This window comes from Lentzea sp. NPDC003310, from assembly GCF_040610935.1.
In the GTDB taxonomy this organism is placed as follows: Bacteria; Actinomycetota; Actinomycetes; order Mycobacteriales; family Pseudonocardiaceae; genus Lentzea.
Window position 1 is genome coordinate 1 of the sequence record NZ_JBEXNC010000028.1, and the last position, 15,674, is coordinate 15,674.

Below are 15,674 nucleotides of genomic sequence, written 5' to 3' on the forward strand. Positions count from 1 at the left end.
CCGACGAGGGGTATTCATATTACTGGCTGTGTTTCGGCACGCTGTTGAGTTCTCAAAGAACACGCGCTCACCGGATCCTCACTCCGTTTCCGGAGTTTCTCTCTCGGGGCTGTGTTTGAAGCTTATTTGGTGTTGCTCTCCGGTGTCAAATCGGCCTCTTGGAGGCTCTTTGTCTTCCGGTTTTTTGGCCAGGCCCGTTCCGGTTGGTATTTCCGGCCCGCTTCGCTCTGACATGGAGAACATTACACGGGCCTGTTTCGATCTCCAAATCGGGGGGTCCTGGTAACCGCCACACCGGCGGCTACCAGGACAAATGCGTTCGTCAGGGCGCGGAGACCCCGACATCGGCCTTCGTGAGCGGCTTCCGCAGTGCCGACGAGCTGTACTCGTCGGCACCGACATCGGGCTTGCCCGAGCGCGGCTGCGGGTCGAAGTCACGCGTCACGTAGGAGTAGGTGCCCGCCGACGAGTCGACGGCGGGGCTTCCCGACGCGAGGCGCAGCAGTCCGTTCGCGTCCCGCACAAGCCTCGGGTCCACCGACCGGTATCCGGACGGGATGCCGGCGGTGCCTCCCCACACGATGTTGCCCTCGTACTTCACCGTCGAGCCGCTCATCATGTCGACGAGCTTCGACGACGAGCCCTGGATGACGTTGTTCGCGAGCACGCAGTCCTTCGGCGCGTAGGTACCGGTGTCGCTGTCGACCACCGCGCCCGCGCCGACGAGGGTGTTGAACGCGACCGTCACGCGGTCGGGCCGGTCGTGCGAGGTGGAGGTCGGCCCGCTGTCCGTCTCCGAGCCCTTCCCGAACACGATCGCGCGGTCGCCGGTGTTCTGCACGTAGTTGTTGAACACCTTGTGGTCGTTCCCGTGGAACCGGATACCGCTGCCGAGGAGCACGTTGCCCTCGACCGTCGTCCGGTTGCCGTGGCGCAGGACGATGTAGCCCTTGCTGTCGCGGATCGTGTTGAAGCGGACGGTGTTGTCCGAGGACTTCACGGAAATGGCCTCGGGGTCGCCGTTCGCCTTCTCGAACAGGTTGTGCTCGATCACGGCGTACGCCGACTTCGACTGCTTGTGGCTGTAGCCGAGCCGGATGGACTCGCCGCCGTTCGAGCCGCTGAAGCTGTGGTTGTAGAAGTAGTTGTGGTGCACCCAGGTCCGCTGGGCGATCTCACTGCCCGGCCCGGTGATCTGCAGGTAGACGCCCTCGTTGCTGCGGTTCGAGAACGTGTTGTGGTCTACCTGCACATCGTTGGCGCTCACGGTGAGCGAGGCGCCGTCCTTGTTGCCGTTGTAGGTGTTGCGGGTGATGCGCGTGGCCTGGGCCTCGACCGGGACGGTCATCGTGCTGGTTCCGTTGAAGACGAACCCCTCGACGGTCACGTCTCGAACGGCCCCGAGTTCGAAGCCGCCGCGGGTGAACACCGTGCGGCCCGCGTTCGCCGCGGCCACGGTGATGCCCGACTTGGTGATCTTGATCGGTTGCTCGGCGGTGTGCACGCCCTCGGCCAGCACGATGCGCTGACCGGGTCGGGCGGTGTCGATCGCGGCCTGCAGGGAGGACACGCTGGACACGCCGACGACAGCAGCGAAAGCAGGCGGTTGGACGAGGGACGACAGCAGGGCGGCCGTGCCGACAACGGCCAGTGATCGGATCATTCGCCAACTCCGGTGTTGGGTCGTCGGCGGCGGTGGATCCACGCTAGCGCAAGATTCCCGCAGGCGGGGCGGTCCGGTACAACCCGAGGGCCGTGTCGAGCGAGGGCACGCGGTCCAGTTGTCCGATGTCTGCGACGGGGAACCACTGCGCGAGGTCGGTCGTGCCGCCCACCTCGTTGCGCAGTTCGCCGCCGACGACCCGGACCTCGTACATGATCCGAAGGGCGTGGTAGTCGCGGTCCGGCTCCTCCCGGAGCTCGGAGTCGATGCCGAGCAGGCGGACCACCTCGACCGCGTAGCCGGTCTCCTCCTCGACCTCGCGGACGACCCCGTCGTACGGGTGCTCGCCGTGGTCGATGCCCCCGCCGGGGAGGATCCAACGTTTGCCCTTTGGGCCAAGCCAGCGCGCCAGCAGGATCTCGTCGCGCTCGTTGATGCACACCCCGTACGCCGCCACGCGCTGCTTCTTCGCCCTCATGCGACGCAGCGTAACTTGCGATCACCGCGAAAAAAGTGATATCACTTAGATACTACTTCGCTAGGGGGTCCTGGATGAGTGCATCCATCGAAACGACGGTCCAGATGCCGGCACCGGTCGTCCGCGAGAAGCAGGCGCGGGAGCTGCCCGGTCTCGTCATGTTCTTCGCTGGGTTGGCGGTGCTCGCTGTGGGCGTGTGGACGATCATCGAGGGGATCAAGGCGACCGACGCCGCCGACGGCGACCCGGCGGCCGGGCTGCTGCTCACCGGGGTGCTGGTGTTCCTGGCCGCCGCGGTGATCTGGAAGGGGCTGTTCACGGTCGCGCCCGGCGAGGTGCGCGTGCTGCAGTTCCTCGGCCGTTATGTGGGGACGGCGCGCACGGACGGTCTGCGGTGGGCGAACCCGCTCACCACGCGCGAGAAGATCTCCGTCCGGATCCGCAACCACGAGACGGCGACGCTCAAGGTCAACGACGCCGACGGCAACCCGATCGAGATCGCGGCCGTGGTCGTGTGGCAGGTGGAGGACACCGCGCGCGCACGGTTCGAGGTCGACGACTTCGTGCGGTTCGTCGGCATCCAGACGGAAACCGCCGTGCGGCACATCGCGAACAGCTACCCGTACGACAACCACGACGAGACGGGTCTCTCTCTGCGTGAGAACGCGGACGAGATCACCGAGACCCTGGCGATCGAGATCGCGGCACGGGTGCAGTCCGCGGGCGTGAGGGTGATCGAGTCCCGGCTCACGCACCTCGCGTACGCGCCGGAGATCGCCCACGCCATGCTGCAGCGGCAGCAGGCTGGCGCGGTCGTCGCGGCACGGACCCGGATCGTCGAGGGCGCCGTCGGCATGGTCGAGCTCGCGCTGGAGCGCCTGGCCGACCACGACGTCGTCGAGCTCGACGAGGAGCGCAAGGCGGCGATGGTCTCGAACCTGCTCGTCGTCCTGTGCGGTGACCGCTCCACTCAGCCCGTGGTGAACACCGGGTCGCTCTACACCTGATGGCGGATCGCAAAAGCGTTCTGCTCCGGCTTGATCCGGCGGTGCACGACGCGTTGAGCAGGTGGGCGAACGACGAGCTGCGCAGCACCAACGCGCAGATCGAGTTCCTGCTGCGACGTGCGCTGGCGGACGCGGGCCGGCTGCCCGGCGAGGCGAAGAAGATGCCTCGCCGGGGCCGCCCGCCCAAGAAGCCCGCGGAAGACGACCCGGACGAATAGGGGTCAGAGGTCCGGTGGTGCCTCGAGGTCGTGGGCGCGGAAGAGCACGGCGTGCTCGACGCCCATGGCCTGGCCGCCCATCGCGGTGAACTTCGGGATGAAGTCCGCGGGCGCGGGGTGGCCGGGCAGCGCGGCCAGGTAGGCGGCGTGCGCCTCGAGAGAGGCCACGCCTCGTCGCAACGGCTCCCCCGTCACGTCGACGCCGTGCGTCGCCTCGTCCCCCATCCCGGGAACCAGGTACCAGCGCGGGGAGTGCGGTTCGAGCCCCTCGTCGACCTGGTCGGGGAAGACCCAGCGGTTGCCCGCGTCGCGCAGCGCGTCGAGGGTCGCGAGACCGGCGGCGCGGTGGTCGGCCTGGTCGAAGCCCCACGGCGTCTCGACCGCGAACGAGCTGCCGAAGACCACGTCCGGCTTGAACCGGCGGATCTCGCGGCAGATGTCGCGGCGCAGGTCGAGTCCGTAGACGAGGACGCCGTCCGGGTGCTCGAGGATCGTCAGCCGTTCCACCCCGACGACGTCGCAGGCCGCTCGTTGCTCGGCGGCGCGCAGCCGGGCCGTCTCCTCCGGCGGGTTCGGCATCCCGGCCTCGCCCCTGGTGAGCAGGAGGTAGCCGACCTCGATGCCGCGGGCGGTCCAGCGGGCGACGGCCGCGGACGTGCCGTACTCCATGTCGTCGGGGTGCGCAACGACGCAGAGCACCCGGCGGAACGTCTCCTCGGGTAACGCGGGGAGTGTCATCCCGCCATTTTCCTCCTTTCGGCGGGGGCGGCTGATCAGGCGTTTCACCTGCATGAAAACGCTGTCATCGAGTTCCTCCGTTCGGAGGTTCCTCGCCCGACTCCGCCTGCGCGATGGTGTCCGGCGGGCGCACCGGGAACGTGGAGGAGTCTTGTCTTTGTTCTCCCGCAAGCGCGCCGGTCTGGGCGTGCTGGGCGTTGCTGTGCTGATCGCGTCGCTGACACCCGCGGGTGGTCTGGCGGCGGGCAGAGAGATCTACCTGGACAGCCGGGCGTCGACCGAGCGGCGGGTCGAGGACCTGCTGCGGAGGATGACGCTCGAGGAGAAGGTCGGGCAGATGGCCCAGATCCGCGTCGGGAAGCTGCGCGGTGACTGCAACAACGCCAACGGCCCGTTGGTCGACTCCTGTCTGAAGGCCGTTCTCGCGGACGCGCACGTCGGCTCGATCCTGTCCGGCGGTGGCGACGCACCGCTCGAGAACACGCCCAAGGCGTGGGCCGAGATGAACAACGCGATCCAGCGCTACGCGTTGGAGAACAACCGGTTGAAGATCCCGGTCATCTACGGCTCGGACGGCGTGCACGGGCACAACAACGTCATCTCCGCGACGATGTTCCCGCACCAGATCGGGCTCGGTGCGACGTGGGACCCGTCGCTACAGGAGAAGATCGGGGTGTCGGCCTCGAAGGCGTTGCGCGCCACCGGTGTCTTCTGGAACTTCGCGCCCGTCTCCGACATCGCGCGCGACACCCGCTGGGGCCGCTACTACGAGACGTACAGCGAGGACCCGTTCCTGTCCGGGCAGCTGGCGGCGGCGAACGTGCGCGGCCAGCAGGCGAAGGTGGACGACACCGCGCAGCTGACCGCGACGGCGAAGCACTTCGCGGGGTACTCGGCGCCGGCGAACGGGCACGACCGCGCGGCCGCGCAGATCCCGATCCGGCAGCTGCAGGACGTGGTGCTGCCGTCGTTCCAGGCGCAGTTCGACGCGGGCGTGAAGACCGTGATGATCAATTCGGGGTCGTTGAACGGCGTGCCGGTGCACGCGTCGAAGTACATGCTGCAGACGCAGCTGCGCGACCGCATGGGGTTCAAGGGCGTCGCTGTCTCGGACTGGCAGGACATGCGGTACCTGGTCGACCGGCACAAGGTCGCGCCCGACTACAAGACGGCGATCGCGATGAGCGTCAACGCCGGTGTGGACATGGCGATGGAACCGTCGAACGCGGCGGAGTTCACGTCGTTGCTGCTGGCGAACGTGCGCGACGGGTCCGTGTCGCGCGGGCGGATCGACCAGGCGGTGCGCCGGGTGCTGAAGCTCAAGTTCGACCTCGGGCTGTTCGAGAAGCCGTACGTGGACCCGGCGAAGGCCGACGGCAACGTGGTGAACGTGGACCGGGACCTGGCGCGCCAGGCCGCCGCCGAGGGCACCGTGCTGCTGAAGAACGACGGCGTGCTGCCGTTGTCCACGTCCGCGAAGAAGATCGTCGTGACCGGTGAGACGGCCGACGACGTGCGTCGTCAGCTCGGCGGCTGGACCATCGAGTGGCAGGGCGTGCCGGACGACTCGCCGCTGCCGCCGACCGCGACCGTGCTGACGGGTGTGCGCGAGGCGGCGCCGGGTGCGGCCGTGGTGCACGCGCCGACCCAGGCCGCGGCGGTGTCCGAGTCTTCCGACGCGGACGCGGTCGTGGTGGTCCTGGGTGAGAAGCCCGGCGCGGAGGGACCGGCCGACACGGAGAACCCGGTGCTGACGCCCGAGCAGCAGGCGTGGGTGGACGCGGTGCAGGCGACCGGCAAGCCGGTGGTCGTGGTGCTGCTGACCGCGCGGCCGCAGGTGCTCGGGGCAGCTGCGGACGCGAACGCGCTGGTCGCGGGCTGGCTGCCGGGCAGCGAGGGCGGCCGGGCGATCGCGGACGTGCTGTTCGGCGCGGTGAACCCGAGCGGCAGGCTGCCGATCTCGTGGCCCAAGGCGCTGGGCGACCCGACGCTGACCTACGACCAGCTGCCGGGCGCGAACACCTCGGCGGGCGCGAAGTACGATCCGCTCTACGCGTTCGGGCACGGGCTGTCCTACACGTCGTTCACGACCTCAGGACCGTCGGTGTCGGTGGACCGTTCGAACGGCGTGGTGAAGTTCACCGTGGCGAACACCGGCGCGCGGACGGGTGTCGCGGTGGTGCCGGTCTACGTGCGCCAGCCGGCCTCGCCGGTGCTGACCCCGGACGCCCGTCTGGTGGGCTTCACGCGCGTCGAACTCGCTGCGGGACAGTCGAAGCAGGTCGAGGTGTCGTTCAAGCTCTCGCAGCTGGCGCTGACCGTCGGGGACGTGGACGGCGACGGGCGGCGCGAGGTGGCCCGCGGCGGCTACGAGGCCGTGGTGGGTGCCGAGAAGGCCGCCTTCACGGTGCGCTGAGCTGGCCTGATATCCTTCGTCGTCGTGAACGCGCGGCTCTCCGCCGTGGAGGAGACCCGGTCCTCGTGACCGGTGCCGACCAAGCGCGTCACGAACCCCGGTTTCGACAAGAAGGGTGATGTCGCATGGCGAACATCAAGTCCCAGCTCAAGCGGATCAAGACCAACGAGAAGGCCCGCCTTCGCAACAAGTCGGTCAAGTCGTCCCTGAAGACGGCTGTCCGCAAGTTCCGCGAGGCTGCCGAGGCCGGCGACAAGGCGAAGGCCCTGGAGCTGCTGCAGGACGCGTCCCGCAAGCTCGACAAGGCCGCCAGCAAGGGCGTCATCCACGCCAACCAGGCCGCCAACAAGAAGTCGGCGATGGCGCTGCGCGCGAACCAGCTCGAGGGCTGATTCCGCACGCGGAGCTTTCCAGCTTCAGTCGAAGGGGCTCCACCTCCCGCCGGAGGTGGAGCCCCTTCGCGTTCCTGGTGTAGGCGTAGAGCCCATGGAATCGCTGCCGCGCGTCGACTTCTTCGAACTGCACGACCTCGACGGCACTCCGCCGGTGCTGCGGACGCTGCACACCGAGTCGATCATGACGATCTACCGGCTGACGGACGCCGCGCGCGAGTACTCCCGCCCGCTCGCCCTGGCGCTGCGGTCCGGCGCGGACCACCGGATCGTCGACCTGTGCGCGGGCTCGGGCGGACCGGTGCCGCTGATCCAGCGCCGCCTGCACGCGCAGGGCGTGCACACCCGGGTGACGCTGACGGATCTCGTGCCGAACGTGCCCGCGTTCGAGCGGGTCGCGGCGCGCAACCGCCGACGCCTGTCCGACCCGTGCTGCACCGTCGGCCACGTGCCCACGCCGGTCGACGCCACCGACTGCCGGTTGGAGGGCACGCGCACGATCTACGGCGCGTTCCACCACTTCCCGCCCCCGCTGGCCGCGCGCATGCTGCAGAACGCCGTCGACACGCGGCAGCCTCTCGTGGTCGTGGACACCAAGCGGTCGTGGCTCTACGTGCTGGTGTTCCCGTTCTTCCTCACGCTGGCGGTGTTGCTGGCCGCGCCGTTCCAGCCCAACCGCCCGCCGCGCTACCTGCTGCGGCTGGCGCTGACCTACGTGGTGCCGGTGCTGCCGTTCATGATGTACTTCGACAGCGTGGTGTCGTTTCTGCGCATGTACGGGCGCGCGGAGCTGCGGCGGCTCGTCGACGGCCTGGACGCCACCGAGTCGTTCGAGTGGACGATCGGCGTCGAACCCGGCTTCACCGGAGCCCAGTACCTGATCGGGATCCCGAGGCCCTGACGGCGTCGCGACCTAACGACGGCTGTGCGCGGCCACGATCCGGAGCACGGCGCGTTCCAGCGCGTAGTCGGCGTCGGCCGCCACGCCCTTCACGTCGGCGTTGAGCCCCGCGACCACCTGCATCGCGTCGGCAAGCCCGGTCTGGTCCCAGCCGCGGGCCTGCGCCTGCGCCTTCTTGATCTTCCACGGCGGCATGCCGAGCGGCCCGGCCAGGCTGAACGGGTCGGCGCGTCCAACCGCGGACACGCGCGCGACCGTCCGCACCGCGTCCGCCAGGGCATCCGCGACCAGCACGTGCGGCACACCGAGCTGCATGGCCCAGCGCAACGCCTCCATCGCACCCGCCCGGTCCCCGGTCACGGCCTTCTCCGCGACGGCGAACCCCGTCACCTCGGCCTTGCCCTGGTGGTAGCGGCGGATCTCCTCGACCGTCACCTTGCCGTCGGCGTCGGAGACGAGCTGCGACGCGGCCGCCGCGAGCTCGCGCAGGTTCGTGCCGACGGCGTCGATGAGCGTGGCGACGGCCTCGGGGTCGATCTTGCCGCCCGCCCGCCGCACCTCGTTGCGCACGAACGCCTCGCGGTCGCTCGCCTTGGTGACCTTGGCGCACTCCGTGACGACGGCACCGGCCTTCTTCAGCTGCCCCGGCAGGTCCTTGGCCGCCTTGCTGCGACCACCGCCCGTGTGCACGACGACGAGCGTGACTCCGTCCGCGGGCGCCTTCACGTAGGAGAGCACCGTGTCGGCGACCTCCTTGCCGATGTCCTGCCCGTTCTGCAGGACGATCACGCGCCCCTCCGCGAACAGCGACGGACTCACCAGCTCGGCGAGCTCGGGAGGCGTGAGATCAGTCACCTGGACGCGGGTCAGGTCGGCGTTCGGATCGACCTTCCGCGCGGCCTCGAGAGCCGCCCGAACAGCACGTTCGACCAGCAGCTCCTCCTCGCCGACGACGAGGTGCAGTGACTCCGGTGCGCTCACGCTCCGCATCCTCCCACGTCCCGGATCGTGGGCGTCTGTGGCTCGGAAACCGAGCTATGCCGTAGCTTGGTGACCACAACTGAACACCGCTCATCCAGAGGGGCAGAGGGACCGGCCCGAAGAAGCCCCGGCAACCGGCGTCAGCGCTGTGTGCACAGACCTGTGCGCGCATCTGAGTGCAGACGATCACGGTGCCAATTCCGACCCGTTCGATTTCGCGGGACAGATGAGGAGATACCTCGCGATGACTGCTGTCAGTGTGCCCACGAGCACCAAGTTCGACCTCGGCCCCGCCCGTGCGCTGTTGTGCCGTGAGTGTGGAAACGAAACCCCTCTCGCTCCTGAGTACGCCTGTCTCGAGTGTTTCGGGCCGTTGGAAGTGGCCTACGACTTCGGGAAGATCCGGCGCGAGGACATCGAGGCCGGCCCCAGGTCCATCTGGCGCTACCGCGGCCTCCTCCCCGTTCCGTCCACTGTGGAGCAGCACCCGAACACCGACCCCGGCGGCACCCGCCTGGTCGAGGCGCACAACCTCGCCAAGGCCCTGGGCGTCCGCAAGATCTGGGTGAAGGACGACACCGGCAACCCCACGCACTCGTTCAAGGACCGCGTCGTCGGCGTCGCGCTCGCCGCCGCCCGCGAACTCGGCTTCAAGGTGCTGGCCTGCCCCTCCACCGGCAACCTGGCGAACGCCGTCGCCGCGGCCGCCGCCCGCGCGGCCTGGAAGTCCGTCGTCCTCGTTCCCTCCAACCTCGAGCGCGCCAAGATCCTCATGAGCGCGGTGTACGAAGGCGCCCTGATCGCCGTCGACGGCAACTACGACGACGTCAACCGCCTCGCCCAGGAGCTCGCCGCGGAGAACGAGGACTGGGCGTTCGTCAACGTCAACGTCCGCCCGTACTACGCGGAAGGCTCGAAGACCCTCGGCTACGAGGTCGCCGAGCAGCTCGGCTGGCGCCTGCCCGACCAGATCGTCGTGCCGATCGCCTCCGGCTCGCAGCTCACCAAGGTGGACAAGGCGTTCCGCGAGCTCGGCCAGCTCGACCTCGTCGAAGCCACGCCGTACAAGGTGTTCGGCGCGCAGGCCACCGGCTGCTCCCCGATCTCCGCCGCGTTCAAGGCGGGCCACGACGTCATCCGCCCGGTCCGCCCGGACACCATCGCCCGATCGCTCGCGATCGGCGCCCCGGCCGACGGCCCGTACGTGCTCGACGCCGTGCGCCGCACCAACGGAGCCATCGAGGACGTCACCGACGAAGAGGTCGTCGAGGGCATCAAGCTCCTCGCCCGCACCGAGGGCATCTTCGCCGAGACCGCCGGCGGCGTGACCGTGGCGACGGCGAAGAAGCTGATCGAGACGGGCCAGCTCAACCCGGACGCCGAGACCGTGCTGCTGATCACCGGCGACGGCCTCAAGACCCTCGACGCGCTCGGCGACACGATCGGCCCGCGCGCGACGGTGCCGCCGTCGGCCGAGGCCGTCATCAAGGCCCTGGGCTAGACACTTCGATAACTCACCTCCCTTCGGCCCGGTGACGCACCCGCGTCGCCGGGCCGTTGCGCTACTTCACAACGAGATCGCGTCCGTCTTGAGCCACCCGGTGCGCGGAAAGCGCCGCAAGCCGTCCACCACGTGCGGCCCGACCGGCTCCACACCCGCCCGCCACGCCACGATCCGTTGCGGCCACGGCGCTTCCGCCTTGAGCGCGTTGTAGTGGTAGTCGTGCCAGACGTTCGGCGCGACCCGCAACTCGTCGTCGAACACACGCTCCGCCACGAGGTCGTAGGCCTCCTCGGCAGACTCCGCCTCCGTCGGCGGCAGCACATGCGTGGCCGTCGCTCTGTAGGTGACCGCGCGGGTGCCGTCGTCGAGTGTTTCGCAGATGTAGTAACCGAAATCGGGTTTCAGCTCGTCGTGCGGCCACGGGGTGGCCGAGTAGTTGGTTTGCCACAACGCCCACGCGAGCCCCGGCGTGCCACCGGGAATCGGGTAGCGCGCGTTGAACAACCTGACCCAGACCATCTCTTCTCCTTCGTACGACTCGGTTTCCCGGCAACACCGCCAGGTCACCGTCCCTGTCCGTCCTCAACACCAGCGCACCTCCCGTCCGCAGCACGTCGATGACGTGCGGACTCGGGTGCCCGTACCTGTTGCCCTCGCCCACGCTCACCAGCGCCACCCGAGGCCGCACTGCATTCAGGAACGCGGGCAGCGAGGAACGCGACCCGTGGTGCGGCACCTTGAGCACCTCGGCGCTCAGGTCCCGCTCCCCCAGCAACGCCGCCTGGCCGGCCAGTTCGACGTCACCGGTGAGCAGCACCCGCCCGGCCCTCGTGTGCGCCCGGAGCACGAGCGAGTAGTCGTTCACCGTCGTGTTCTCGACACCACCGACCGGCGCTCGCCGAGGCCCCAGCACCTCCAGTTCGAGTCCTGGCAAGGCGAACCGCTCGCCCGCCTGCGGCTCCACGACCCGAACACCGGCCGCGCGAGCCCGTCCACCGACCTCCCTCCACGCCCACCTGGGTTCCTTGAGCGGACCGACCGCCACCGCCCCCACCGCACGCCCGGTGAGCACGGCCTCCAGTCCGCCGACGTGATCCGCGTGCAGGTGCGTCAGCACCACCAGCGGAATCCTCTTGATCCCCAACGTCTTCAGGCAGCGGTCGACCGCACCGGGGTCGGGCCCGGTGTCGACGAGCACCGCCGTGTCGGCGTCATCGGTCGCGAGGACCAGCGCATCGCCTTGCCCGACGTCGCAACTGACGACCTTCCACCCGTCCGGCGGCCACACCGGTGCCACCACACGCAACGGCACCAGCACCACGAACCCACCGACGAGCACAGCGACGACCAACGTCCGCGTCTTCTTGAACCGCAACAACAAGACGACCACCGCGCACACCGCAGTGAGCGCAAGCGCGCCGCCCCACCCGTCCGGCCACCCGACCGCGGCACCAGGCACCGCCGACGCCTGCCGCCCCACCGTGATCAACCACCCCACGGCAGGACCGGCCACGTGGACGACGACCTCCGCCACCCCGCCGGACACCGGCGCGACAGCAGCCGCCACCACCCCGAGCACCGTCGCCGGCGCGACCACCGGCCCGGCAACGAGGTTGGCCACCACCGACACCAGGCTGATCTGCCCGGACAACCCGGCCACCACCGGCGCCGTCGCGAGGCTCGCCGCCATCGGCACGACGATCGCCTCGGCCAGCCCGTTGGGCACACCGCGCCGTTTGAGCGCCTGCGCCCACCGGGGCGCCACGAGCACCAACGCCGCCGTGGCCACCACGGACAACGCGAACCCCGGATCACCTCCCAGCGCCGGATCGAGAACCACCAGCACGAGCACCGCGACCGCGAGACTCGGCACGGCAGACCGCTGCCGCCCCACCACCAACGCCAGCAACGCGACGGCACCCATCACCGCCGCCCGCAGCACACTCGGCTCCGGCCCGGCGAGAACGACGAACCCGACCAGCGCCACCAGCGCGGCACCCGCCGCCACCCGCGGACCGAGCCGCCTGACCAGCAGGTAGACCGCTCCGCAGATGATCGCCAGGTTCGCCCCGCTCACCGCCAGCAGGTGGGACAGCCCGGCCGTCCGGAACTCCTCCACGATGCGCGGCACCATCTGCTCGGTGTCGCCCACCACGAGGGCCGGCAACAACCCGGCCTCCTCGGCGTCGAGAACCCTGCTGGCCTCGCGCAGCCCGTCCCGGAGCTCGTCGGCCCACGCCTGCCAGACCGGCGGCGGCTGAGGATCCAGCGGCGGCCCCCGCACCCGCAGCAACGCCGAGGCGAGATCGCCGCCACGGGGCGGCGCGAGCGTGCCCTTGGCCGTGACTTCCTGGCCGGGCAACAGGTCCCGCCACTTCTCCGCCGGGGCCAGCAGTACCACCTGGGCACCGTCCGTCGTCGCTCTGATGACGACGTTTTGCACGCCTGCCTGGGTCCCGCCGAACCCTGCCGCCCGGATTCCCTTCGGTCTGGTGGTGAGCTCGACGGTGAGGGTGGTGCTGCGGCCTTGTTCAGCGGCCAGGCGGAGCGGGTGGGTCTCGGCCCGCAGGACGTGTCCGCCTACCCAGGCGGCGGCGACTGGACCCGAGATCAGCAGGGCGATGGCGCAGGTCCTGGTCCACCAGGCGCGGCGCCACGCCAGGAGGCCGATGATGCCGGCGGTCAGTCCTGTGAGCGCTGCTGCCTGCCAGCTCAGGAACAGTCCCGCCACGGCGGTGGCCCAGACCGCGGCTGCGGCCGGGACTAGTCGGAAGTCGTGGGTTAGGGGGTGTTTGCGAACCATCGTGGCCTCCCGTCTGGGGTGGGAGGTCTCGGGTCACGGCTGGGGCTGCCTCGGCGCGGGTGCGGGACCTGTGGTCTGCGGTGTGGGAGAGGGTGCGGCTGGACCTGCGGGGGCCTGGCGGTGGGGTGGTGCCAGGAGGTGTCGATGTGCGGGTGGCGGGTGATGCGGACCGAGGGCATGGCGGACTCCGATCGGTGAGTGGGTGTGGTGTTGGGGCGGTGGGAGCAGGCAATGAGGGCAGGGCGACTCGCCGAGGTCAGGCGGAGAGGCCGTGCGGGGCCTGAGGTGCGATGGTCGGGGCGCGACTGGCGGGGTCGGGCGGTGCGGGGCGGGTGTAGCGGGCGAGGGTGGGACGCGCGGGCGCCGGGTCGTGACCGTTGGCGAGGGACGCCGCGCCATGGGTCGGTAGGCGGAGTGCGGGATAGGGCGGGAGGCGGGCGGGGAAGAGGGCGGCGCCAAAGGTGAGCGAGTGTTGGGGTGCGCGGCGTTGGGCGCGAGGGCGGGCCCGCGCGGCCGTGGCCGTACGTGTAGCGCTGACTGGCGGGCGGGCGGCCCGCCCTGGGTTGTTGGTGCGGTGGCGGTTTTAGGGGCGGTGCACGGTTGCTGCGCAGATTCGGCACGGCCGTTGCAGGGTGGCTGGCAAGGCTGCGGGCGGAGGTGGCGGAGTTGGGACTGGAGGTGGGGGCAGGGTTGCTGTCAGCAGGCGGCGGAAGGCTTTGGTTGGGCGGAATGGGCGGCGGGGTGGGGTGTGTCGGCGGTGGAGCGGGTGGGTGACTGTCAGGGGGCGGGGCAGGTGGTTGTGGTCTGCGGGTAGCGGGGGTGTGCCCGTCAGGTGGCGGTAGTGCGCCCTGGTGCGGTGGTAGAGGGCCAAGGCGTTGGCGGCGAAGGTCATGTGTGGACCAGGTCAGTCAGCTTGGCCAGCTTCGATTCGCCGATGCCCTCCACGTCGCGGAGTTGGTCCACTGAGGCGAACGGGCCCTTGCGGGTGCGGTGGTCGACTATGCGTTGCGCTGTCACCGGGCCCACGCCGGGGAGGGCGTCCAGCTCGGTCGCTGTGGCGGAGTTGAGGTTCAGCTTCGGCTGGGCTCCGCCTGCCTGGGGTGCGCCGATCTGGGGCGGGGGCGGGATGCCCACCGCGATCTGTTCGCCGTCGGTGAGTTTGCGGGCCAGGTTCAGGTTGTGGAGGTCGGTGCCTGGTTTGATGCCGCCGGCCAGGCGGAGGGCGTCGGCGACGCGGGCGCCCGACGGCGCGGTGACCAGGCCTGGGGTGGCGACCTCGCCGACCACGTTCACGACCAGTTCGGGGGCCGGGGACGAGGTGCTCACCAGTGCGAGGTCCGGGGCTGGTTCGGCTGCCGGGCTCTGCCACCAGCTGCCCAGGCCGATGACGGCGCAGGCCACGGCCACGCCGAGCGCGAGCAGGCCTCGGCGCGGCAGCGGAGGCAGGCGGAAGCGGCGGCGGGGAGGGCCGTGCTCGTCCGAGTCCTCTGATCGCGCGTAGACCAGGGTCGGGTCGGCTCTCACCTTGTCGGCCAGGGCGGCCAGGCGTTCGGTCGGGAGGGGGTCCGGGTGGGAGCGGGGGAACATGCGAGGGACGTTACGGAGCGGGACCGGTGGGGAGGTGGGGTGAGCTCCGGGGCTGTGGATTACTCGCGGGTTGTGGACAGGTCGCGATCACTCGGGCTTCGGGGACGGGGAATTGTCGGGGGTCTGTGGGAAGCTGTCGGGTCCTCCCGGCAGCACCACGACGCCCAGCACGCCCGGTCCGGTGTGCGCGCCGATCACCGCGCCCACCTCCGAGATCACGCACCCGGTCGAGCCGGGCAGGCGTTCGTCCAGGCGGGTCGCCAGCTCGGCGGCGCGTTCGGGGGCCGCGAGGTGGTGCACGGCCAGTCCTACGGGGCCGTCACCCGCCGCGGCCGCCGCCAGGTCGACCAGCCGTCCCACCGCCCGGCCCATCGTGCGCACCTTCTCCAGCGGCACGATCCGGCCGTCGTCCATGTGCAGCAACGGCTTCACGGCCAGCGCGGTCCCCACCAGGGCCGCCGCCGTGCCGATCCGGCCGCCCCGGCGCAGGTGGTCCAGCGTCTCGAGGCAGAAGAACATCCGCGTCCGCCGGGCCGCCTCGGCGGCAGCGTCCTCGACCTCGGCGGGCGAGCGACCTTCGGCCACGGCCGCGCACGCGCGCAGCACCGAGAACCCGAGCCCCATGCCCGTCGACCGCGAGTCGACGACGCGGATCCGTGACGCGTCGACCTCCTCCGCCGCCAGCCGTGCGGCCTCCCACGTCCCAGACAGCTCACGAGAGAGATGCACGGACACGACCGCGTCCGCCGATGACAGCGCCTCGCGGTACACGGCGGCCATCTCGCCGGGCGTGGGACGGGAGGTGGTGACCCGGCGGTGCTCGGCGAGAGCGGCGGCCAGTTCGAACGGACCGAAGTCGACGCCGTCGAGGCGTCCGGCACCGTCCACCGCGACGTGCAGCGGCACCACGGTGATCGCATGGCGCTTCGCGAACCCCTCGGGCAGGTATGCCGTGGAGTCGGTGACGATGGAGATGCGCACGAGCG

General features: G+C 70.2%; 13 protein-coding genes and 1 riboswitch. Of the genes, 6 read left to right on the plus strand and 7 right to left on the minus strand.

From position 1 onward, the window contains the following. Positions 1-322: 322 nt before the first annotated feature. Entirely contained in the window at positions 323-1,663 is a 1,341-nt protein-coding gene (locus ABZX02_RS40275; RefSeq protein ID WP_355306782.1) for a polysaccharide lyase 6 family protein, read from the minus strand. A 43-nt stretch (positions 1,664-1,706) separates the two neighbouring features. Then, the gene (locus tag ABZX02_RS40280; RefSeq protein ID WP_355306783.1) at positions 1,707-2,141 is read right to left on the minus strand and encodes an NUDIX hydrolase; all 435 of its coding nucleotides are present in this window, start codon (positions 2,139-2,141) and stop codon (positions 1,707-1,709) included. A gap of 74 nt (positions 2,142-2,215) precedes the next feature. Between ABZX02_RS40280 and ABZX02_RS40285 the strand changes: the two genes are divergently transcribed. Together ABZX02_RS40285 and ABZX02_RS40290 are read left to right on the plus strand one after the other, a co-directional pair. Beyond that, positions 2,216-3,148 (plus strand): SPFH domain-containing protein, encoded by a 933-nt coding sequence (locus ABZX02_RS40285; protein WP_355306785.1) that lies wholly within the window; start codon positions 2,216-2,218, stop codon positions 3,146-3,148. Beyond that, the gene (locus ABZX02_RS40290) at positions 3,148-3,366 is read left to right on the plus strand and encodes a hypothetical protein (protein WP_355306787.1); all 219 of its coding nucleotides are present in this window, start codon (positions 3,148-3,150) and stop codon (positions 3,364-3,366) included. The genes ABZX02_RS40285 and ABZX02_RS40290 overlap by 1 nt, the downstream gene beginning before the upstream one ends. A 3-nt stretch (positions 3,367-3,369) precedes the next feature. Here ABZX02_RS40290 and ABZX02_RS40295 read toward each other — a convergent pair whose 3' ends face one another. After that, a complete protein-coding gene (locus ABZX02_RS40295; protein WP_355306789.1) occupies positions 3,370-4,104 on the minus strand; it encodes a PIG-L deacetylase family protein in 735 nt (244 codons plus the stop codon). Between the two features lie 151 nt (positions 4,105-4,255). On the opposite strand from ABZX02_RS40295, the gene ABZX02_RS40300 reads away from it, so the two are divergent. The 3 genes from ABZX02_RS40300 (at position 4,256) to ABZX02_RS40310 (ending at position 7,813) form a co-directional block, all read left to right on the plus strand. Further along, complete coding sequence (locus ABZX02_RS40300; RefSeq protein WP_355306790.1) at positions 4,256-6,520, plus strand: glycoside hydrolase family 3 N-terminal domain-containing protein; 2,265 nt, start codon at positions 4,256-4,258, stop codon at positions 6,518-6,520. Between the two features lie 125 nt (positions 6,521-6,645). Next, complete coding sequence (gene rpsT, locus ABZX02_RS40305; RefSeq protein ID WP_355306792.1) at positions 6,646-6,912, plus strand: 30S ribosomal protein S20; 267 nt, start codon at positions 6,646-6,648, stop codon at positions 6,910-6,912. A 94-nt stretch (positions 6,913-7,006) separates the two neighbouring features. Next, entirely contained in the window at positions 7,007-7,813 is an 807-nt protein-coding gene (locus ABZX02_RS40310) for a class I SAM-dependent methyltransferase (RefSeq protein ID WP_355306794.1), read from the plus strand. 12 nt (positions 7,814-7,825) lie between these two features. On the opposite strand, the gene holA is transcribed toward ABZX02_RS40310, so the two are convergent. Beyond that, positions 7,826-8,794 carry a DNA polymerase III subunit delta gene (gene holA / locus ABZX02_RS40315; RefSeq protein ID WP_355306796.1) on the minus strand — a complete coding sequence of 323 codons (969 nt, stop codon included), beginning with the start codon at positions 8,792-8,794 and terminating at the stop codon, positions 7,826-7,828. A gap of 87 nt (positions 8,795-8,881) precedes the next feature. Beyond that, positions 8,882-9,027: riboswitch (SAM riboswitch) on the plus strand. An 11-nt stretch (positions 9,028-9,038) separates the two neighbouring features. Here holA and thrC point away from each other — a divergent pair. After that, positions 9,039-10,295 (plus strand): threonine synthase, encoded by a 1,257-nt coding sequence (gene thrC / locus ABZX02_RS40320; RefSeq protein WP_355306797.1) that lies wholly within the window; start codon positions 9,039-9,041, stop codon positions 10,293-10,295. A 61-nt stretch (positions 10,296-10,356) separates the two neighbouring features. Here thrC and ABZX02_RS40325 read toward each other — a convergent pair whose 3' ends face one another. The 3 genes from ABZX02_RS40325 to ABZX02_RS40335 form a co-directional block, all read right to left on the minus strand. Continuing rightward, a complete protein-coding gene (locus tag ABZX02_RS40325) occupies positions 10,357-13,101 on the minus strand; it encodes a DNA internalization-related competence protein ComEC/Rec2 (protein WP_355306799.1) in 2,745 nt (914 codons plus the stop codon). 888 nt (positions 13,102-13,989) lie between these two features. After that, entirely contained in the window at positions 13,990-14,688 is a 699-nt protein-coding gene (locus ABZX02_RS40330) for a ComEA family DNA-binding protein (protein WP_355306801.1), read from the minus strand. An 87-nt stretch (positions 14,689-14,775) separates the two neighbouring features. After that, positions 14,776-15,669, minus strand: a complete 894-nt coding sequence (locus ABZX02_RS40335) for a DegV family protein (protein WP_355306803.1) — start codon at positions 15,667-15,669, stop codon at positions 14,776-14,778. Positions 15,670-15,674 lie beyond the last annotated feature (5 nt).

Coding starts and splice junctions, on each gene's coding strand:
- ABZX02_RS40310 (WP_355306794.1), top strand. CDS start 7,007: ATGGAATCGCTGCCGCGCGTCGACTTCTTCGAACTGCACGACCTCGAC.
- ABZX02_RS40325 (WP_355306799.1), bottom strand. CDS start 13,101: ATGGTTCGCAAACACCCCCTAACCCACGACTTCCGACTAGTCCCGGCC.
- ABZX02_RS40290 (WP_355306787.1), top strand. CDS start 3,148: ATGGCGGATCGCAAAAGCGTTCTGCTCCGGCTTGATCCGGCGGTGCAC.
- ABZX02_RS40275 (WP_355306782.1), bottom strand. CDS start 1,663: ATGATCCGATCACTGGCCGTTGTCGGCACGGCCGCCCTGCTGTCGTCC.
- ABZX02_RS40330 (WP_355306801.1), bottom strand. CDS start 14,688: ATGTTCCCCCGCTCCCACCCGGACCCCCTCCCGACCGAACGCCTGGCC.
- ABZX02_RS40280 (WP_355306783.1), bottom strand. CDS start 2,141: ATGAGGGCGAAGAAGCAGCGCGTGGCGGCGTACGGGGTGTGCATCAAC.
- thrC (WP_355306797.1), top strand. CDS start 9,039: ATGACTGCTGTCAGTGTGCCCACGAGCACCAAGTTCGACCTCGGCCCC.
- rpsT (WP_355306792.1), top strand. CDS start 6,646: ATGGCGAACATCAAGTCCCAGCTCAAGCGGATCAAGACCAACGAGAAG.
- ABZX02_RS40285 (WP_355306785.1), top strand. CDS start 2,216: ATGAGTGCATCCATCGAAACGACGGTCCAGATGCCGGCACCGGTCGTC.
- ABZX02_RS40295 (WP_355306789.1), bottom strand. CDS start 4,104: ATGACACTCCCCGCGTTACCCGAGGAGACGTTCCGCCGGGTGCTCTGC.